The organism is Rhizobium sp. BK112 (assembly GCF_014193215.1).
In the GTDB taxonomy this organism is placed as follows: domain Bacteria; phylum Pseudomonadota; class Alphaproteobacteria; order Rhizobiales; family Rhizobiaceae; genus Rhizobium; species Rhizobium anhuiense.
In genome coordinates this window covers 366,937-385,020 of sequence record NZ_JACHYZ010000005.1, presented here as the reverse complement: position 1 = coordinate 385,020, position 18,084 = coordinate 366,937, and the positions used below count along the sequence as shown (strand labels likewise).

The window sequence follows — 18,084 nt, the reverse complement described above, 5'->3', positions numbered from 1 at the left end:
CCATTTTGCTGAAATGAAAAGGCAAGTGAATTTTCGTCTACGTCAGTTGAACACTGAGTTCTTCAGGCCGGGGCTTTGTTCAAGCAGGCGGGCTGATAGACATCCTCCGGTCACGAAATTCAACCCGATGTTTCAAGAAAGATAGAAGATGGCGAAGGTTCTCGTCCTTTATTATTCGGCTTACGGCCATATCGAAACCATGGCCTATGCCGTCGCCGAAGGCGCGAAGTCGGCCGGTGCCGAGGTCACCGTCAAGCGCGTTCCGGAACTGGTTCCGGAAGAGGTCGCCAAGGCTTCCTATTACAAGGTCGATCAGGCAGCTCCGATCGCCACCGTCGACGAACTGGCGGATTATGACGCGATCATCGTCGGCGCCGGCACCCGCTTCGGCACGGTCGCCTCGCAGATGCGCAATTTCTGGGATCAGACGGGCGGCCTCTGGTTCGCCGGCAAGCTCGTCGGCAAGATCGGTTCGGTCTTCACCTCTTCGGCCACCCAGCATGGCGGCCAGGAATCGACCATCCTCGGCTTCATCCCGACCTTCCTGCACCAGGGCATGGTCGTTGCCGGCCTTCCTTATGCCTTCCAGGGCCAGATGGGCACCGAGGAAGTCAAGGGCGGCTCGCCCTACGGCGCGTCCACCATCACCAACGGCGACGGCTCGCGCCAGCCCTCCGAGATCGAGCTGGAAGGCGCGAAATACCAGGGCGCCCATGTTGCCAAGCTGGCCGCCAAGCTCGCCTGATCGTTGATATTGACATGATGAAGGGTGCGGCGGGCGTGAGGCTCGCCGCGCCTTATCCGTTTTCGTTGGCGCAGCCGACAAAACGAGCAGAATTTACGCTTCGCGGCTCTTCCCATCGCCAATGACGCAAGATATTGAAAACGCAGCAAGCGGGCGTGGCGAAACTGGTAGACGCAAGGGACTTAAAATCCCTCGGCCTTGGCTGTACGGGTTCGACCCCCGTCGCCCGCACCATCTTCACAATCCTGTTTGAATATGCCTGTATTTTGTGCGTAAAAGCGCGTTGTTGCTTGACAATGACATTTTCGGTGCAAGGATTGCGCCGCGGCGGTTGAGTAAGTGTTGTCTTGTGGGAGTAAGACGATGGTTTACGATTGGAGTGGGGCGAGGGTTCGGCGCATCCGAATCTTCAAGACCAGTGTCGCACTTGTTCTGGGAACTGCGATGGCTGCAATACCACTGTTCTTTTGGGCAGTGCAGTTGCGCGCTTTCTAAGCTGGGACAATCAGCGTTCCGCTAGGGGAAGCGCGTTGGGCGCTTTCGTGTCGCGCCGCCTGTTGATCACCCAGCCGGCGAGCAGCCCGACGGCGGCACCCATGGCCTTGATACCCGCGTCATGCAGGCGCGGATGCCGCGTCGGCGAGAAGTACTGCAAATATTCGATGCCAACCGCACCGGCGATCAGCAGCACCGCCACCAATTTCCACTGTTTCGGATAGGCGAGCGCAAAGGCAAGGCCGAGGAGAACATAGGCGCTTGCGCGATCGGTATTGACCGTCGTCACTGTATCCGGCCTCAGCCCGATCGGTGAAACCGTGACGACGAGGATGAAGGCGAGTAGCAGCCAGGCGAGCGGTTTTGCGAGTTTGAATGTGATCATGGCTTCATATTAGTGGCTGGCCTTTTCATTGACAGTTAAAATCAGTTCATGTGCCGCTGATTTTGCGATTGGCTTAAGAAAAGCTTCCCAGGAGCGAACTGCAAATGGTCGAAGCGGGCTTTCTTTTGCCGGCCGGCCTGTGCCATAGCGGCGCTGCAATCATGAGAATGGATCACGCCCGTGACGAGACTTGATGTCGAAAGCGCCGAAGAGGCAATGCGCAGCCTGTTTCCGGCAACGCCACTGCAGCTGAACGACCATCTGTCGGCCCGCTACGGGGCCGACATCTGGCTGAAGCGCGAGGACCTGTCGCCGGTGCGCTCCTACAAGATCCGCGGCGCCTTCAATTTCTTCCGCAAGGCGATCGGGCAGGGTGCGGCCGGCAAGACTTTCGTCTGCGCCTCGGCCGGCAATCATGCCCAGGGCTTTGCCTTCGTCTGCCGCCATTTCGGCGTGCCGGGCGTCGTCTTCATGCCGGTGACGACACCGCAGCAGAAGATCGACAAGACCCGCATGTTCGGCGCCGAATTCATCACCATCCGGCTGTTCGGCGACTTCTTCGACCAGTGCTACCAGGCCGCCCGCGAACATGTCGAGGCGGTCGGCGGCGTCATGGTGCCGCCCTTCGACCATGAGGACATCATCGAGGGCCAGGCGACGGTCGCCGCGGAAATCATGCAGCAGCTGCCGGAAGGAACGGTGCCCGACATGGTCGTCCTGCCGGTCGGCGGCGGCGGGCTTGCCGCCGGCATCACCGGTTATCTCGACGGCACCGTGCCGAAATCGGCCTTCGTCTTCACTGAACCCGCCGGCGCACCGAGCCTCAGGCGCAGCATCGAGGCGGGCAAGGTGACGACGCTGGCCAAGGTCGACAATTTCGTCGATGGCGCCGCCGTCGCCCGTATCGGCGACCTGAATTTCGCCGCCCTTCGCGATTTCCCGGCGAGCCAAGTGCATCTGATGCCGGAGAACGCCATCTGCGTGACGATTCAGGAGATGCTGAATGTCGAAGGCGTCGTGCTGGAACCGGCCGGCGCCCTGTCGCTGACGGCGATCGCCGCGATGGACGGCCAAACGATCCGCGGCAAGACCGTCGTTGCCGTCGTCTCCGGCGGCAATTTCGATTTCGAGCGTCTGCCTGACGTAAAGGAAAGAGCCATGCGTTACGCGGGGCTGAAGAAATACTTCATCCTGCGGCTCGCCCAGCGCCCCGGCGCGCTCAGGGATTTCCTCAATCTGCTCGGTCCCGACGACGATATCGCCCGCTTCGAATATCTGAAGAAATCGGCGCGCAATTTCGGCTCGATCCTGATCGGCATCGAAACCAAGGCGCCTGAGAATTTCGCCCGGCTGATCGGAAATTTCGAAGCTGCCGGCATGGGTTACGAGGATATCACCGAAAACGAGATCCTCGCCAACCTGATCATTTGACTTGGCGACAGCGATGCCGTCGTGCTAAAGGCGGAGCATGGCTTCGTTCATTTCAAATATCTTTTCGATGTTCTCCGGCGGCGGCAAACCGGCCACGGAAGCGGCAGGCCCTTCCGGCGAGCCCCAGCTTTACGGCGATTGCACGATCTATGCCGAGCCGCGCAGGGAAGGCAGCCAGTATCGCCTTGCCGGCCGCATTGAAAAGAAGGTCGGCGACGAGGTTCTGGTGCGCAATTTCATTCGCGCCGATCTGTTTTCCTCCTCCGACGACGCGATCGAATGCACGGTGCGCAAGGCGCATCAGATCATCGATCAGCATGGTTCGTCACTCTTTGGCGACGGCGAAAAAATTCGCCAGGTCTGAAATCGGGATCCGCCGGATCAGCACGCGATGCCGGCCCGCAATTACTCTTGTTTATCAATCGGGTGACCCCGGGCCCCCGCCGGCGAACGCGATCTCACTCACGCAATCTTAAAGGATTGGGGTGAAAGGTATCTCCTGCAGGATTTGCAGGACGCCCTCGTGTTTGACTTTTTCCGACGATCGACCAAAGGATTCGCTGTCGCGATCGCCGCGCCGGCAGGAGACCGAGGGCGGATGTCCGGAGCCGAGCTATCGTGATGGAGACACTCAACCTCCTTCTCTTCGTCGTCGAAGCCATCGCCTATTTCGCGCTGATGGTGACGCTTCTGCATTTCCGTCATCGGCTCGGTCTCGGGGTTTTCCTGACGGCGCTCGGCGTCATGCATTTCATGGAGACCTATCTGGCGGCGGTCTTCTACGTCTCGCTGCCGTTCGGGGACGTATCGCCGGGTTCATCCGTCTTCTTCTCCGGCAAGCTGATGATGATCCTGATGCTTTATCTGCAGGAGGATGCCGCGACGGTGCGCCAGCCGATCTATGGCCTGTTCCTCGGTAACCTGCTCACCGTCGGCATCGCCGGGGTGCTGCAGCTGCACCAGCCCCTGCAGATGTCGCCGGACCACACCCCCGACGTCGATTTCCTCAAGGAGATGGGCTGGCTGATGGTCTGGGGCACGGCGCTGCTCTATGTCGATTCGCTCGGCATCATCCTGCTGTACGAAAAACTCGGCGACTTCTTCCGCCGCCGCGTCGTCCTGCGCTTCCTGATTTCAGGCTTCGTGCTGCTGACTTTCGACCAGATCGGCTTCTTTTCCGCGCTGCATTATTTCTTGGGAGTGCCGATCGCCGCCTTCTGGGGCGGCTGGAAGGCAAAGATGTTTGCCGTCTGCCTCTATGCGGCGATGTTCGCCATCTATGAGTATTACATTCGCCGCGGTCGGGCGGCCGTGTCTGCACGCTCGATCAGCGACGTGTTCGGCGACCTGACATTCCGCGAGCGCTACAACGATCTTCTGGAGCGCACCGGCCGCGATATGCTCACCGGCCTCTACGATCGGACGCGCATGGAGATGGAAGCGCCGCTGATGCTGCGCGAGGCTCTGAAGCAAGGCCTGTTCGCCACCGTCCTCATTCTCGATGCCGATCACTTCAAGGATGTCAATGACGGCTACGGCCATCTCCAGGGCGACGAAGTGCTGAAGGCGATCGCCGCCCGATTGGGCACGACGCTGCGGTCCAGCGACCGCGTCTTCCGCTTCGGCGGCGAGGAATTCGTTGCCGTCTGCCCAGGCACTGACCACGAGGAGGGGCTGCGGCTCGCCGAGCGCCTGCGTTGGACGATCGCGACCAGCGTCAAGACGCCGGATGACAGGCCGGTCACCGTCAGTATCGGCGTTGCGACCGCCGATGAGGACGGCGTCGATTTCACCGCCGTGCTGACGGCTGCCGACGGCAGGCTCTACGCGGCCAAGAAGAGCGGACGCAACTGCGTCGTCGGCCGCTCAGGCGTGGTGAAACTCAATTAGTCGGGCTGGCCTTAATTTTGAAACTCTTCCCACTTGACTGAACTCGATGTTGAGGATGTTGCTTAAACCGCAACATTTGTCATTGGATTTCAGTATTTTCAATATGTTAGTGGAAACATAAAAACGGCTTGTTCGTAAAATCCAAACGTGATCTCCATTGCCGCAATATCCCGGATGAGTTTTCCTGCGAAGGGCGTGGAGACATGAGTGATTTAATGGCACGGAAGAAAGTCGATGGCGGCGAGTTCGCCGTTTTGTGTATCGGAGGGTTTCTTCTTTCGATCGCTTATGGCGTGACCTTTCTGATCCCGGTGCTGGTGGGTCAGCGTGGCGGCGACGAGGCGCTGGCCGGTCTGATCATTTCGGCCGCCACTGTCAGCACCGTCATTCTGGTGATCCTCTCCGGCCACATCGCGGATGCCATCGGCTCGGCGCGGGCGGTGGCTGTTTCGGGACTGTTTCTTGCGGCATCGGCGCTGGCATTCGCCATCATCCCATCGGCGGGATTGAGCCTGATGATTGTCGGTTTCATCCTCGGCATCGGTTGGGGCGCGTTTTATACGCTCGGACCCATTCTGGTCGCCGCGATCGTCGAGCCCGTGCACCGCATCAGGTTTTTTGCCCTGCTTTCGGGATCGATGATGTCGGGCATCGGCGCTGGACCGATCATTGGCCGCATTGCCACCGGCTGGTCGATGCCGATCGAGACAGCCTTCGTATTTGCCTTCCTCTCCAGTCTCGCCGGCGGTGCGCTTTACTTTTTGCTCCACATCAGGCTGACCAAGGCCGGCAAGATCTTGCCGCATGTCAACAAGATCTCGTTTGGCGCGACGCGGGAGGTGATTGCTTCGCCGGCCATCTATTCCATCGTCATGGTCGGCATCGGCGGTGCGATGTTCGGCGGGCTGTCCAGCTTTCAGACCAGCTACGCGAAGGCGCACGGGTTCGACTACTCCCTGTTCTTCATCGGCTTCATGTCCGCCGCGATTCTGAGCCGGCTGTTCGTGGCGGGCTATGTGGTCAAGAAGGACCCACTCTATTCGCTCTTGATCCTGACCAGCCTGACGCTGGCATCGATCCTGCTGTTCCTGATGCTGACATCGAGTCAGCTTGCCTATCTCGGAGGCGCAGCGATGCTGGGGCTGGGCTATGGGCTGACCTATTCCGTCATCAACGGCCTGGCTGCCAATGAGGCTCCCGCCGGCCTTATGCCGCAATCACTTCTGTTGTTCTCGCTGGCCTATATCATCGGCGTCTTCGGCTTTCCGCTGATCGCCGGCAATCTGATCGTTTCCTCCGGCGTACAGACCATGCTGTACGTCGTGCTCCTGCTTGCCGTCCTGAATTTCGCACTTGTCCTGTTTCGTATTGCCCTGCGCGCGACAGGCGCAAACGAAGCAAGCGTCCTCAGGAGAAAATAGCAGCGCTCGAGGACGGCGGACCGGGTCGGCGAGGAGATTGACGGCGGGGCCGGGCAAGGTCACTTGCCCGGCCCGGCAGGTTCAGGCGGCGCGAAAAATCTTGGCGCCGGAGGGGGCGCTCGTCATGCCGCCATCGACGGTGATCTCGATGCCGGTGACGTTGGCCGAATCATCCGAAGCCAGATAGAGCGCCGCCTTGGCGATTTCGTCGGCTTCGCTCATGCGGCCGAGCGGGCTCATGCCGCCGATGCGGGCCTCGAGCGCCGACATTGCATCTTCCGTCTGGGCCATCGGCGACCAGATCGGCGTCTTCGTGCCGCCTGGCGTTACCTGATTGACGCGGATGCCGCGCGGCGCAAGTTCGGACGCCATATTGCGCGTCATGGCGCGGACCGCCGCCTTGGTCGCTGCATAGGCCGACCAGCCGGGAGCGCCGAGCACGGCATGCACCGAACCGTTGAGGATCACTGAAGCGCCGTCATTGAGATGCGGCAGGGCCGATTGCACCGTGAAGAAAACCGCCGTCAGATTGGTGCTGATGATCTGGTTGAACTGCTCCGGCGAAGTTTCGCCGAGTGGCGTCGCGCCGCCGATGCCGGCATTGGCAAAGACGATGTCGAATTTGCCGACCTTTCCGGCAGCTTCCGCAAAGGCCTTTTCGGTGGCGGCGGCATCGGTGATATCGACCTTCAGCGCCAGCACGCCTGCCCCGAGCGCTTTTTCGGCAGCGGCGAGCGTTTCCGGGTTGCGGCCGGTGATGACGACCCTGGCGCCCTCATCGATGAAGACTCGGGCGGTCGCAAGACCGATGCCGCTGTTCCCGCCGGTGATCAGGGCGATCTTGTTTCTTAGACGCATGATTCATGCTCCTCTTGGAATTGGCAACGATCTAGATTATGATCGCTATCTATCAGGATTACGACAGTAATCCATATGAGTCAAGAAGCAGTACTGGAGAGATTTCGGATGGGCCGTTCGCAGCTGGAGAAACAGAAGACGCACGAGAAGATTGTCGAGACCGCGTCGAAGCGGCTGCGCGAGGAAGGGCTTGACGGTATCGGTGTCGCCGACCTGATGAAGGAAGCCGGACTGACCGTCGGCGGCTTCTACAAGCATTTCGCCTCCCGCGACGATTTGGTCGCCGAGGCGATCCAGTCCGCTTTCGATTCATGGGGACGCAAGCTGGAGGCCGAAGGCATCAACCCCGCGGAGATGACGGCCGCCGATGTCGCCGATCGTTATGTCAGCGCCTATCACCGTGACAATCCGGGTGAGGGCTGCCCTTTTGCCGCGCTGACCTCCGACATATCCCGCAGCGGCGAGAAGGCGCGGGGGATCGCGACGGACGGGCTCCGGCGAAACTTCGCGTCATTGGCGGGCAAGGCTGCGGGAGCGGACGATGGGGAAAGGCGGCGCAAGGCGATCATGGCCTTCGCGATGATGGCCGGCGGCGTCGGCCTTGCCAGAATTTCGTCCGATGAGGAACTCTCGGCCGAAATCCTCGCGACGGTCCGGGATTTTGTCGCCGGTATCGACAAATGAAAAACGGCCGGCAAAGCCGGCCGTTCCATGGAGCGTTTTAGGCGCCGATCAGGCGGCCAGCGCGATTTCCTGGACGCGCGACTTGGCGGCGTCGATGGCCTTTTCGGCAGCTTCCGGTCCGAAGGCCAGGCCTTCGACATAGATGGTCTCGATGTCGGTGATGCCGAGGAAGCCGAGAACCGACTTCAGGTACGGCACGGCATGGTTCAGGGGAGCAGCCGGTCCCTGCGAGTAGACCCCACCGGAAGCAAGTACCACGTAAACCTTCTTACCGGTCAGGAGGCCGACCGGGCCGCTTTCCGTATACTTGAAGGTCACGCCGGCGCGAGCGACGTTGTCGATCCAGGTCTTCAGCGATGAATAGATGTTGAAGTTGATCAGGCCGGTGCTGATGACGATCGTGTCGGCGGCAAACAACTCGTTGACCAGTTCGTCGGAGGTTTTGATGGCCGCGATTTCTTCGGCGGTACGGGCTTCAGCCGGCTTGCGGATCGCGCCGGTAAAGAGGTCATCGATATGCGGCAGCGGGTTGGTGGCCAGATCGCGGCGGACGATGGCGCTGCCCGGGTTCTGGCTCTTCAGCTTTTCGGCGAGATCGACGGCGATCGGCGTCGAGAGGGATTCGGCACGCGGGCTGGACGTCAGAAGAAGGATGGACGACATGGTGCATTTCCTTTCGAATTGAATTTGACGGCCCGTTGCTGGGAGGTGAGCCGCAGTCTCGACGAGGAAAATAGGTCTGGCCTGCTATCGAAAAAACGGTGATAATGTCGATCGAAACTATCGATGGAATGGATGGAAGATGCTTCCGAACCCAACTTTGGACCAATTGCAGGTGTTTTTGACCGTTGCCGAGACCGGCAGCTTCTCGGCCGCTTCGCGGGCGCTGAACCGGGCGCAATCGGTCGTGAGCTATACGATCGCCAATCTGGAGGCGCAGCTTGAAGTGCCGCTTTTCGAGCGCTCCGGCGCGCGCCAGCCGAAGCTGACGGAGGCGGGCAAGGCGATGCTGGAGGATGCGCGGCGCATTCTCGGCGACCTGCAGGTCATGCGGGCGCGGGTCAAGAGCCTGAGGGAAGGGCTCGAAGCGGAGGTGTCCGTCGCCATCAGCGTCATGGTGCCGTCACGGGCCATGGTGGATGTCCTGCGCGAATTCCGCGAGATGTTTCCCTCCGTTTCGTTGAGCCTTAACGTCGGCGAGCTCGGAATGGTCATGGATCTCGTCCTCAGCGGCAAGGCGACGATCGGCATTGGCGGCGCAGTCGTCAAGCAGGACGATTCGATCGTTACAGAGCGGATCGGTCATTCCTTCATGTTGCCGGTTGCCGCGCGCAACCACCCGCTGGCCGGGATTGGCCGGCCGCTGACGCTGGGCGATGTTCGAGAGGAAGTGCAGCTCGTCGTTACCGATGCGTCGGGCCGGACGAAGGGCCGCGATTTCAACGTTCTGTCCTACAAGACCTGGCGCGTCAGCGATATTGCAACGAAGCACCAGCTCATCAAAGCCGGTCTTGGCTGGGGCGGCCTCCCGGCTTCCCTGATCCATGACGATCTCGTGAGCGGCACGCTCGTCCATCTCGATCTGGATGCCTATGAACAGGGGGAGTATCCGATATATTCGGTGCGCCAGCTCGCCAACCCGCCCGGACCTGCCGCCACCTGGATGATTGACGCCTTCCGCACGCGGCTTTCCCATTGCCCGAGCCAGGCCGATTTCCATGCGCAGATGGCCGAACTCCAGGAACCCGCGACACCGCTCGCGGCAGAATGACGAAGGCGCGGGTGCCGCGCCTTCGTCTACATATCCTTCGATGCGTAGATTCAAGGTGTTAGAGCGTCCTTTGTGCGTCCGAAAGGACGCACGGAGCTCTAGAGAACCAGCCTGAATTTCGAGAAACCGTCGGCGCCTTCGCCGGCATCCTCGATCTTGACGCTCTTTACCTCGCCGAGGAACTGCTTCGCCTTCGGGCCACTTTCGAAGGTCGCGGTCGTACCGGGAAGCGGTTTGAAGGTCCAGTTTGCGTCGGCCGACGGATTGATCGTGCCCTGGTCATGGATATAGCGGACGATGACGTCGCGGTTGGTATCCGGCGCCTGGAAGATCACCTTGTCTGCGGTGATCTCCGGGAAATTGCCGCCGCCGCCGGCGCGGTAATTGTTCGAGACGACGACGAACTTTTGGGCCGGATCGATCGGCTTGCCATCGAAGGCGAGGTTCTGGATGCGGTTGGCGTCTGGATTGATCGCCTTGCCGGATGAATCATATTTCGGCGGCTGCGACAGGTCGATCTGGTAGGTGACCCCGTCGATCACGTCGAAATTATAGGACGGGAAGTCGCTGTTGAGCAGCGGCGCGTCCTTCGAGCCCGCTTCGATGTGATTGAACATGCCGGCCGACATTTCGAGCCAGTTCTTCACCTGTGCGCCGGTGATGGCGACAGCCTGCACCGTGTTCGGGTAGAGATAGAGATCGGCGACGTTCTTGATGGCGATATTGCCGGCTGGAACGTCGGTATAATAGTCGGCGCCGCCACGCCCGCCGGCCTTGAAGGGAGCCGCCGCCGAAAGCACCGGCAGGTCCTTGAAAGCGGTGTCGGCGAGCATCTGCCTGATGTACCAGGTCTGCGCCTGTGAGACGACCTGCACCGAGGGGTCGTCGGCGACCAGCGCGAAGTAGGAGTAGAGCGGTGCGGACGTCTTGCCGACCGGGGTGCGGACATAGGCAAGGGTCGCTTCGTGTTCGGCCTTGGCGGCCTCGACCACTTCCTTCTTGTCGGCGTAATCGGCCACCACCTTCTTCTTGTCGTCGCGATGATAGATCGGCCGCGCTTCCGCGGTGAAATCGACGATCTTCCAGCTATTGCCGTCCTTTTCGAGCAGCAGGTCGATCAGGCCGAGATGCGAGCCCCAGAAGCCGGCCATCACGGTGGGCTTGCCATGGAGGGTGCCCTTGACCGGATCGGTATTGGCGATGCCGTCCCAGCTCTTCGGGCCGGGGAAGACGAGATGCTGGTGACCAGTGAAGATCGCGTCGATCCCGTCGACGGCGGCCAGATGCAGTGAGGCGTTTTCCATCTTTTCGGACGGTGCGCTGCCGTCGATGCCGGAATGGGAGAGTGCGATGATGATATCGGCGCCGGCCTCCTTCATGGCGGGAACCCAGGCCTTGGCGGCCTCGACGATATCGCGCGTCTGCGCCTTGCCTTCGAGGTTCTTGATGTCCCAGAGCATGATCTGCGGCGGGACGAAGCCGATGAAGCCGATCTTGACCGGGCTCTCATTGCCGGCGCCGTCCTTGATCTGTTTTTCCAAGATGACGTAGGGCTTGAAGAAGAGGTCGTCCTGCTTCGGGTCCGAGGCAAGCTGGCCCTTGGTCAGGTTGGCGCAGACGAAGGGGAAGTTCGCGCCCGAGAGTACCTTGAACATGAAGTCGAGGCCGTAGTTGAACTCGTGATTCCCGAGCGTTCCCACGGTATAGCCGAGCGTGTTCATCGCCTTGATCACCGGATGGACGTCGCCCTCCTTCATGCCGTGCTGATAGGCCATGTAGTCGCCCATCGGATTGCCCTGCAGCACGTCTCCATTGTCGATCAGCAGCGAGTTGACGGCCTCGGCGCGGATGCCGTCGATGATCGTCCCGGTGCGCGCAAGACCCATCGTGTCGTTCGGCTTGTCGGCATAATAGTCATAGGGGAAGACGTTGACGTGAATATCCGTCGTTTCCATCAGCCTCAGATGCGCCTGGTTTGCGCTGGCCCGCGCGCTGAAGGGGTGCAGCAGCACCAGGGCGGAAGTGGCGGCGAGGCCGCCGAGCAGGGAACGGCGGCTCATTACGCCAACATCGAAAATAGAAGACATGGAAACTCTCCTTCAAGGATCATGCATCGTCCGGCCCGTCAGAATTAGGACGATTTGCCGTGGAGTACACTGCGAAAATGACAGGACGTCAAAACAATCCGCCGGGAAAGCAGCGTGGCTCCGAAATACAATTTATGGTGCAGTGGCCCGGCTGAAATTTCATCGGGGACGGATCATCGGCAGGATCGATCCTGCTCCGCCGTCAACGCCAAGAGCGCCCCCATCGACTTCGGGGGCGTCAGGCTGTCGTAGACGCAAGGGGCGGTCACCCTCGACGTCAACGTCAACCGCAGCTACTGGAACGATCTTAGCCGCTCCTTCAGGGCAAAGGCGGTGCAGCCTTACGATTTCAGTGTCGATGCCGCCAAGTGAGGCGTCCGATCGCCATTGGCGCCTGATATGGTCAACGGGCGGGTCGCCAATACCGGCCGCAGTTCCTTATGGAAGAAGCGGAAATAGGAGGAGACCTGTGCCCGCGCATTCGAATTCACGTCGAACTGGATGCCGACGCGGCCGTTGTGCTTCCAGCGGATGACGCCTTCGAGCAGCCCGAGGTTTTCGGCCTCGATCCGCACCTTGCTGCCGGAGGCGGCATGGAACGGCCCTTTCATCTCCAGGGCGGCGCCGGTTACCGATAGGTTGAGAATGCGGGCATCCACCTGGCTGTTCAGATATTTGACATGGCCGAAAACGCGGCAGCTTTTCCGGTCGGCCTTTCGGGCCGTGATTTTCAAATTACGAGTCATACTGTCTCCCTTCTACAGCGAGGGAACATAGCGCCCGAAAATTGAAATGGTTTTAGGGGCTTGGCTAAAATTGCAGTGAAACCGTCAGTTTGCCGCGGCGGCTCTGCGTCCCACCACATGTTCGCGCCAGACCGTGAAGATGCCGGCGGCGACCACGATCGCCGAGCCGACGATCATGTTGATGCTGAGCGTTTCGTCATAGATCACCATGCCGATGATCGAGGCGTAGACAAGTGACAGATAGGTCAGCGGCTGGACGGCGGCAGCATCGAGAATATCGTAGGCGCGAATGAGGAAATAATGGCTGGAGATGCTGGTCATGCAGACGAGCGCCATCCAGCCCCAGTCGCCCGGCGACATCCAACTCCAGTAGAATGGTCCGACCAGCGTCATCGTGACGCCGCCGACGACGCCGGTATAGAAGAAGCTGGTCATCGACGAATCGTCGCGGCTGACCAGGCGGGTGGCGATGACATAGAAGGCGAAGTTGAAGCAGGAAATGACGGCCAGAAGCAGCTTGAGGTCGAAAAATTCGCCTTCCGGCTTCAGGATCAGCAACACCCCGAATAGTCCGGCGCCGATCGCCGCCCACCGCCGCCACCCGACCCGCTCGCCGAGGATCGGCATTGCCAGCAGCGCGATCAGGATCGGCGTCGCGGAAAAGATCGCCTGTGAACGGGCAAGGCCGATCATGGCAAAACAGGTGATGGCGAGAACCACCTGAATCGCAAGCAGAACGCCGCGCGTCACCTGCAAGAAAGGCCGTTTGGTGCGGGCCGTCGCCTTGAGACCGCCGCGCATCTTCGAGGCGAGAATGATCGTGAAGAGCGCGAAAGCCCAGTAGCGGATCATCGTCACGAAGATCGGCGGATAGGTCGATGCCAGATGTTTCGAGATCGCGTCCTGCAAGGAGAAGATGGTGATTGCCAGCAGGGCGAAAATATAGCCGTGGGTCTTCGATGTCATGACATGCCGTTGAGCGGGAAACGCCCGCGCGCACCGAAAGTCTGGGCAGGCTTTCAATGAATATGCAAGGCCTCAAAGGCCGACATTCGGCCTGTCGATGATTTCTCTGAGCGCGAAACTGGAATTGATCTTGACGACGTGGGGCAGGGCAGACAGCCAGTCGCGGTGGATGCGCTCATAATCCTCGAGATCGCGCGCGGCGACACGCAGGATATAATCGTATTCGCCCGACATCAGGTAGCAAACGAGCACGTTGGGGCAGAGCTTCACCGCCGCTTCGAATTCGGCCAGCGTCTTGGCGAACTGGCCGGAGAGCGAGATATGCACGATGGCGATCATCTTGTAGTCGAGCGCCTTGTGTGAAAGGCGGGCATGGTAGCCGTCGATGACGCCGCTTCTTTCCAAGATATCGAGCCGGCGTGAACAGGCCGAAGGCGACAGTCCGATCCTTTCGGCAAGCTCGGCATTGGTGATGCGGGCATCGGCCTGCAGCACCTTTAGAATCGCAAGATCGATGGTGTCGAGATCGGCCATTCGAAGAACCTTCGAAAAAGGAGGGGTATTGCACAATAATCACCGAAAAAACGCATCTGTGCAAATCGTCTTTGCAAGGACATTTCGTGCCCTTGATGATTGGATTCATCGTCTGAGGAGATCCGCGACTGCGGAGTGACATGAGAGGAACGCCAATGCGTGTCGGTTGCCCGAAGGAAATCAAGAATCATGAATATCGCGTCGGCCTGACGCCGGCTTCGGTGCGCGAATATGTCGCCCACGGGCACGAAGTCTGGGTCGAGACCAAGGCGGGCACCGGCATCGGCGCCGATGATGCAGCCTATGCCGCGGCTGGCGCCAAGATCGCCGCCTCCGCCAAGGATATCTTCGAAAAGTGCGACATGATCGTCAAGGTGAAGGAGCCGCAGCCCTCCGAATGGGCGCAACTCCGCGACGGTCAGCTTCTCTACACCTATCTGCATCTGGCGCCGGATCCCGAACAGACCAAGGGTCTGATCGCCTCCGGGGTGACCGCGATTGCCTATGAGACGGTGACCGATGAGCGCGGCGGCCTGCCGCTGCTGGCGCCGATGTCGGAAGTGGCAGGACGCCTGTCGATCCAGGCAGGAGCGACCGCGCTGCAGAAAGCCAACGGCGGCCTCGGCGTCCTGCTCGGCGGCGTACCCGGCGTGCTGCCGGCCAAGGTCGCGGTGATCGGCGGCGGCGTCGTCGGCCTGCATGCGGCCCGGATGGCCGCCGGTCTCGGCGCCGATGTCAGCATCCTCGACAAGTCGCTGCCGCGCCTACGCCAGCTCGACGATATCTTTTCCGGCCGCATCCACACCCGTTATTCCAGCATCCAGGCGCTGGAGGAGGAAGTCTTTTCGGCCGACCTGATTATCGGCGCGGTGCTGATCCCCGGCGCTGCCGCTCCGAAGCTCGTCACCCGGGAAATGCTTTCCGGCATGAAGAAGGGCTCCGTCATTGTCGATGTCGCCATCGACCAGGGCGGCTGCTTCGAGACCTCGCATGCGACGACCCATTCCGATCCGACCTATGAGGTTGACGGCGTCGTGCATTATTGCGTCGCCAACATGCCGGGCGCCGTGCCGGTCACCTCGGCGCATGCGCTGAACAATGCCACGCTGGTTCATGGTCTGGCGCTTGCCGATCGCGGCCTGCGCGCCATCGCCGAAGACAAGCATCTGAGGAATGGTCTCAACGTCCACAAGGGCCGCATCACCAGCAAGCCGGTCGCCGACGCACTGGGTTACGAAGCCTTCGCGCCGGAGAGCGTACTGAACGTAGCGTAAGCTATCTCACTCAAGGTGATGGCTTACAGCATTATTCTTCGATCGGCAGGGCGGTATCCGAAGGGATGCCGCCTTCTTTGTATGACGGCGCACCTGTAATCGAACCGCGACCGTCGGCGGCGTTGGAGCTATGGTTTTCCTCGTCAGGCAGCGCGATGAGTTGTGTCCCTCCCGAACAGTTGCCATCGTATCATGCCGATGTGCAGTCGCCATCCAACGGAGCAGCAATGACGGTTGAGAGTCGAGAGCAAACATCGCCGGTTCCGCTTCGAACGTCACCTACCGGGCTCGAAACATATATTGCCGGCAGAACACTCGTCAGCGGGGATGGCCCAGCCTGGACCGACATATTCGTGCAGGTGTTTTCCCGCCTGAAGGTGCAACACCCCTTTCTTGTTCCGGCAGTCGCCGAGCCTCTCGTTGTTTGGGTGATCTCAGGTCAAGCATGTGTCGAGGAACGCGATCTGGGTGGGGAGTGGGAGGCCAATACAGTCAGAGTTGGGGACTTTTTTCTGACGCGGTCGCCCACGCCATACGAAATGCGCTGGCATGCCGAGGGAGACGAACCTTTCCAGGTAATGCATCTCTATCTCTCCGTTCCGTTGTTCGACCGGGTGGCGGAAGGGGTTCTCGGCAAGGCTGCCAGCGCCATGCGCCTGCGCGACGTATCTGGCGGCCGCGACCAGCATCTTTCCACCATGCTGGAACTGATCCATGCTGAATTGACGGCAGAAGGGCAGGGAAGTCGGCTCTTCGTGCAGGGATTGGCGCAGACGCTCGCTGTTCATCTTATTCGACAATATGCAACATTTGATGCAGAGACACGGCCGTCAAATGCCCTCCCGGGCGCCAAGCTACGGCGGGCCATCGCATTCATGGAAGCCAACCTTCAAGAGCCGTTTGATCTGGCACGTCTGGCGCAAACGGCCGGCATGAGCGCTTTTCACTTCAGCCGCCTCTTCAAGAAAGCCACCGGCCTTTCCCCATCCCATTATTTCATTCGCCAACGCATAGCCAAAGCCCAGCAACTTCTGCAGGAAACCAGCACGAGCATCATCGAGATCGGCATGTCCGTGGGGTATTCGAGCCCCAGCCATTTTGCTCAGATTTTCCGCCGGGAGGCCGGCGTCTCCCCCAGCGACTACCGTCGCAGTTAAAACGCGTCGCGATCTTTCAAATTCGCTCCTTGCGCTTTTAGGTCTTTGTTTTTGCGCATGTCTCGCAAAATCGCTGCACAGTTTTGCGTGGCATGCTTTAGGAATTCAGCTTGGTCCTTGCGGTTTTGAGCAAGATCCCGACAGGTCCCGCAAGGTCCCGAGAGAGGGATCATGCCCGCTTCCTTATGTTCCTCCTTGTCGAACACGACCGTCCTTTCGGTTGGAAGGGCGCCAGGCAAGGAGATAAACCATGACGAATATCAATGGAAAAATCGCGCTGGTCACCGGCGCCTCGAGCGGCATCGGCGCCGCTACCGCGTTGAAGCTCGCCGAGGCCGGCGCAAAGGTTGGGATCGCCGCCCGTCGCACCGGCAAACTTGAAGGCCTCCAAAAGGAGATCGCCTCTAGGGGCGGTGAAGCCCTTGTGATCGAAATGGACGTGGTCGATCCAGCCTCCGTCGAAGCCGGCGTCAAAAAGCTGGTGGGTGCCTATGGTTCGATCGACATTCTCGTCAACAATGCCGGTCTGATGCCGCTTTCGGATGTCGATCAGTTCAAGGTCGACGAATGGCACCGGATGGTCGACGTCAATGTGAAGGGCCTGCTGAATACCACGGCTGCCGTTCTGCCGCAGATGATCAATCAGCATTCCGGCCACATCTTCAACATGTCGTCGATCGCTGGCCGCAAGGTCTTCAAAGGCCTGTCGGTCTATTGCGCCACCAAGCACGCGGTGGCCGCGTTCTCCGACGGCCTGCGCATGGAAGTGGGCCAGAAGCACAATATTCGGGTGACCTGCATCCAGCCGGGTGCCGTGGCGACCGAGCTGTACGATCACATCACCCAACCCGGCTATATCAAGCAGATGGACGACCTTGCCAAGCAAATGACGTTCCTGCAGGGCGAGGACATCGGCGACACCATCGTCTTTGCCGCGCAGGCGCCCGCACATGTGAATGTCGCGGAACTCTTCGTTCTGCCGGTCGAACAGGGCTGGTAACCACGCCAGAAGGTCTTTCAGCTTCCCTGCATACGTGCGGGGAAGAAACTCGCGAAGGAACCGCACGATGAAAGAGATTTCCGCTTCCCAGGCCTATCGCCTGCTCGAACCGGGCCCGATCGTTCTTGTGACGACGAGCCTTGAGGGAACGCCCAATGTGATGACAATGGGTTTTCACATGATGGTCCAGCACGCACCGCCGCTGATCGGTTGCGTCATCGGCCCCTGGGACTTCAGCCACCAGACTTTGAAAAAGACCGGCGAATGCGTGATTGCGATTCCAGCCACCGATCTTGCCGAAACCGTGGTGGACATCGGCAATTGCTCCGGTGACACGGTGGACAAGTTCGAGCGGTTCAGCTTGGGGACTCGTCCAGCAAAGGATGTCGCGGCGCCGTTGCTGGTGGACTGCCTTGCCAATATCGAATGCCGTGTTGCCGATCCGAGCCTCGTCGATCGATACAATCTCTTCATCCTCGAAGCGAAGAGGATCTGGATCGACGAGACCCGCAAGGAACGGCGGACCATGCATCATCGTGGCGACGGCAGCTTCACCGTGGATGGCGGCACACTCGATCTCCGGAAGCGCATGGTTAAGTGGCGGCACTTGCCATAAGGCGCGCCGCCGCACGCAAAATAC

General features: G+C 60.1%; 18 protein-coding genes and 1 tRNA gene. 12 read left to right on the top strand and 7 right to left on the bottom strand.

Annotated features, from left to right (window positions below; genetic code table 11):
* Nucleotides 1-148: 148 nt before the first annotated feature.
* Nucleotides 149-745 carry an NAD(P)H:quinone oxidoreductase type IV gene (wrbA, locus tag FHT75_RS17370; protein ID WP_029867970.1) on the top strand — a complete coding sequence of 199 codons (597 nt, stop codon included), beginning with the start codon at nucleotides 149-151 and terminating at the stop codon, nucleotides 743-745.
* Between the two features lie 149 nt (nucleotides 746-894).
* A tRNA-Leu gene (locus FHT75_RS17365) sits at nucleotides 895-979 on the top strand.
* A 271-nt stretch (nucleotides 980-1,250) separates the two neighbouring features.
* Here the strand turns inward: FHT75_RS17365 and FHT75_RS17360 are convergent.
* Nucleotides 1,251-1,625, bottom strand: a complete 375-nt coding sequence (locus tag FHT75_RS17360; RefSeq protein WP_097594657.1) for a VanZ family protein — start codon at nucleotides 1,623-1,625, stop codon at nucleotides 1,251-1,253.
* 180 nt (nucleotides 1,626-1,805) lie between these two features.
* On the opposite strand from FHT75_RS17360, the gene ilvA reads away from it, so the two are divergent.
* The 4 genes from ilvA (at nucleotide 1,806) to FHT75_RS17340 (ending at nucleotide 6,367) form a co-directional block, all read left to right on the top strand.
* Nucleotides 1,806-3,056, top strand: a complete 1,251-nt coding sequence (gene ilvA / locus FHT75_RS17355; protein ID WP_183845021.1) for a threonine ammonia-lyase — start codon at nucleotides 1,806-1,808, stop codon at nucleotides 3,054-3,056.
* 37 nt (nucleotides 3,057-3,093) lie between these two features.
* Nucleotides 3,094-3,420 (top strand): HlyU family transcriptional regulator, encoded by a 327-nt coding sequence (locus tag FHT75_RS17350; RefSeq protein ID WP_029867973.1) that lies wholly within the window; start codon nucleotides 3,094-3,096, stop codon nucleotides 3,418-3,420.
* A gap of 254 nt (nucleotides 3,421-3,674) precedes the next feature.
* Nucleotides 3,675-4,946, top strand: a complete 1,272-nt coding sequence (locus tag FHT75_RS17345) for a sensor domain-containing diguanylate cyclase (protein WP_183845022.1) — start codon at nucleotides 3,675-3,677, stop codon at nucleotides 4,944-4,946.
* Between the two features lie 203 nt (nucleotides 4,947-5,149).
* Nucleotides 5,150-6,367 (top strand): MFS transporter, encoded by a 1,218-nt coding sequence (locus FHT75_RS17340; protein WP_183845023.1) that lies wholly within the window; start codon nucleotides 5,150-5,152, stop codon nucleotides 6,365-6,367.
* Nucleotides 6,368-6,448: 81 nt separating this feature from the next.
* Here the strand turns inward: FHT75_RS17340 and FHT75_RS17335 are convergent, their stop codons facing one another.
* Nucleotides 6,449-7,225, bottom strand: a complete 777-nt coding sequence (locus tag FHT75_RS17335; RefSeq protein ID WP_183845024.1) for an SDR family oxidoreductase — start codon at nucleotides 7,223-7,225, stop codon at nucleotides 6,449-6,451.
* 108 nt (nucleotides 7,226-7,333) lie between these two features.
* Between FHT75_RS17335 and FHT75_RS17330 the strand changes: the two genes are divergently transcribed.
* On the top strand, nucleotides 7,334-7,909 hold the full coding sequence (locus FHT75_RS17330) for a TetR/AcrR family transcriptional regulator (protein ID WP_063475410.1): 576 nt from the start codon (nucleotides 7,334-7,336) through the stop codon (nucleotides 7,907-7,909).
* A 48-nt stretch (nucleotides 7,910-7,957) separates the two neighbouring features.
* Here the strand turns inward: FHT75_RS17330 and FHT75_RS17325 are convergent, their stop codons facing one another.
* Entirely contained in the window at nucleotides 7,958-8,572 is a 615-nt protein-coding gene (locus tag FHT75_RS17325) for an FMN-dependent NADH-azoreductase (RefSeq protein ID WP_183845025.1), read from the bottom strand.
* A 139-nt stretch (nucleotides 8,573-8,711) separates the two neighbouring features.
* On the opposite strand from FHT75_RS17325, the gene FHT75_RS17320 reads away from it, so the two are divergent.
* Complete coding sequence (locus FHT75_RS17320) at nucleotides 8,712-9,680, top strand: LysR family transcriptional regulator (protein ID WP_183845026.1); 969 nt, start codon at nucleotides 8,712-8,714, stop codon at nucleotides 9,678-9,680.
* Nucleotides 9,681-9,778: 98 nt separating this feature from the next.
* Here the strand turns inward: FHT75_RS17320 and FHT75_RS17315 are convergent, their stop codons facing one another.
* The 4 genes from FHT75_RS17315 to FHT75_RS17300 all read right to left on the bottom strand — a co-directional run bounded on the left by FHT75_RS17315 (nucleotide 9,779) and on the right by FHT75_RS17300 (nucleotide 14,013).
* Nucleotides 9,779-11,767, bottom strand: a complete 1,989-nt coding sequence (locus tag FHT75_RS17315) for a bifunctional 2',3'-cyclic-nucleotide 2'-phosphodiesterase/3'-nucleotidase (protein ID WP_183845027.1) — start codon at nucleotides 11,765-11,767, stop codon at nucleotides 9,779-9,781.
* A gap of 341 nt (nucleotides 11,768-12,108) precedes the next feature.
* Nucleotides 12,109-12,513 (bottom strand): PilZ domain-containing protein, encoded by a 405-nt coding sequence (locus FHT75_RS17310; protein ID WP_028757386.1) that lies wholly within the window; start codon nucleotides 12,511-12,513, stop codon nucleotides 12,109-12,111.
* A gap of 84 nt (nucleotides 12,514-12,597) precedes the next feature.
* A complete protein-coding gene (locus tag FHT75_RS17305) occupies nucleotides 12,598-13,479 on the bottom strand; it encodes a DMT family transporter (RefSeq protein WP_029867983.1) in 882 nt (293 codons plus the stop codon).
* A 72-nt stretch (nucleotides 13,480-13,551) separates the two neighbouring features.
* Nucleotides 13,552-14,013 carry an Lrp/AsnC family transcriptional regulator gene (locus FHT75_RS17300; RefSeq protein WP_028757384.1) on the bottom strand — a complete coding sequence of 154 codons (462 nt, stop codon included), beginning with the start codon at nucleotides 14,011-14,013 and terminating at the stop codon, nucleotides 13,552-13,554.
* A gap of 155 nt (nucleotides 14,014-14,168) precedes the next feature.
* On the opposite strand from FHT75_RS17300, the gene ald reads away from it, so the two are divergent.
* The 4 genes from ald to FHT75_RS17280 all read left to right on the top strand — a co-directional run bounded on the left by ald (nucleotide 14,169) and on the right by FHT75_RS17280 (nucleotide 18,060).
* Nucleotides 14,169-15,287 (top strand): alanine dehydrogenase, encoded by a 1,119-nt coding sequence (ald, locus tag FHT75_RS17295; protein WP_028757383.1) that lies wholly within the window; start codon nucleotides 14,169-14,171, stop codon nucleotides 15,285-15,287.
* 227 nt (nucleotides 15,288-15,514) lie between these two features.
* The gene (locus tag FHT75_RS17290) at nucleotides 15,515-16,444 is read left to right on the top strand and encodes a helix-turn-helix domain-containing protein (protein WP_183845028.1); all 930 of its coding nucleotides are present in this window, start codon (nucleotides 15,515-15,517) and stop codon (nucleotides 16,442-16,444) included.
* A gap of 250 nt (nucleotides 16,445-16,694) precedes the next feature.
* A complete protein-coding gene (locus FHT75_RS17285; RefSeq protein WP_183845029.1) occupies nucleotides 16,695-17,444 on the top strand; it encodes an SDR family oxidoreductase in 750 nt (249 codons plus the stop codon).
* Nucleotides 17,445-17,511: 67 nt separating this feature from the next.
* Nucleotides 17,512-18,060, top strand: a complete 549-nt coding sequence (locus tag FHT75_RS17280; protein ID WP_183845030.1) for a flavin reductase family protein — start codon at nucleotides 17,512-17,514, stop codon at nucleotides 18,058-18,060.
* Nucleotides 18,061-18,084: the final 24 nt, after the last annotated feature.

Coding starts and splice junctions, on each gene's coding strand:
- FHT75_RS17285 (WP_183845029.1), top strand. CDS start 16,695: ATGACGAATATCAATGGAAAAATCGCGCTGGTCACCGGCGCCTCGAGC.
- FHT75_RS17305 (WP_029867983.1), bottom strand. CDS start 13,479: ATGACATCGAAGACCCACGGCTATATTTTCGCCCTGCTGGCAATCACC.
- FHT75_RS17310 (WP_028757386.1), bottom strand. CDS start 12,513: ATGACTCGTAATTTGAAAATCACGGCCCGAAAGGCCGACCGGAAAAGC.
- FHT75_RS17335 (WP_183845024.1), bottom strand. CDS start 7,225: ATGCGTCTAAGAAACAAGATCGCCCTGATCACCGGCGGGAACAGCGGC.
- FHT75_RS17330 (WP_063475410.1), top strand. CDS start 7,334: ATGGGCCGTTCGCAGCTGGAGAAACAGAAGACGCACGAGAAGATTGTC.
- FHT75_RS17315 (WP_183845027.1), bottom strand. CDS start 11,767: ATGTCTTCTATTTTCGATGTTGGCGTAATGAGCCGCCGTTCCCTGCTC.
- wrbA (WP_029867970.1), top strand. CDS start 149: ATGGCGAAGGTTCTCGTCCTTTATTATTCGGCTTACGGCCATATCGAA.
- FHT75_RS17290 (WP_183845028.1), top strand. CDS start 15,515: ATGACGGTTGAGAGTCGAGAGCAAACATCGCCGGTTCCGCTTCGAACG.
- FHT75_RS17350 (WP_029867973.1), top strand. CDS start 3,094: ATGGCTTCGTTCATTTCAAATATCTTTTCGATGTTCTCCGGCGGCGGC.
- FHT75_RS17300 (WP_028757384.1), bottom strand. CDS start 14,013: ATGGCCGATCTCGACACCATCGATCTTGCGATTCTAAAGGTGCTGCAG.
- ald (WP_028757383.1), top strand. CDS start 14,169: ATGCGTGTCGGTTGCCCGAAGGAAATCAAGAATCATGAATATCGCGTC.
- FHT75_RS17280 (WP_183845030.1), top strand. CDS start 17,512: ATGAAAGAGATTTCCGCTTCCCAGGCCTATCGCCTGCTCGAACCGGGC.
- FHT75_RS17340 (WP_183845023.1), top strand. CDS start 5,150: ATGAGTGATTTAATGGCACGGAAGAAAGTCGATGGCGGCGAGTTCGCC.
- FHT75_RS17360 (WP_097594657.1), bottom strand. CDS start 1,625: ATGATCACATTCAAACTCGCAAAACCGCTCGCCTGGCTGCTACTCGCC.
- FHT75_RS17320 (WP_183845026.1), top strand. CDS start 8,712: ATGCTTCCGAACCCAACTTTGGACCAATTGCAGGTGTTTTTGACCGTT.
- FHT75_RS17325 (WP_183845025.1), bottom strand. CDS start 8,572: ATGTCGTCCATCCTTCTTCTGACGTCCAGCCCGCGTGCCGAATCCCTC.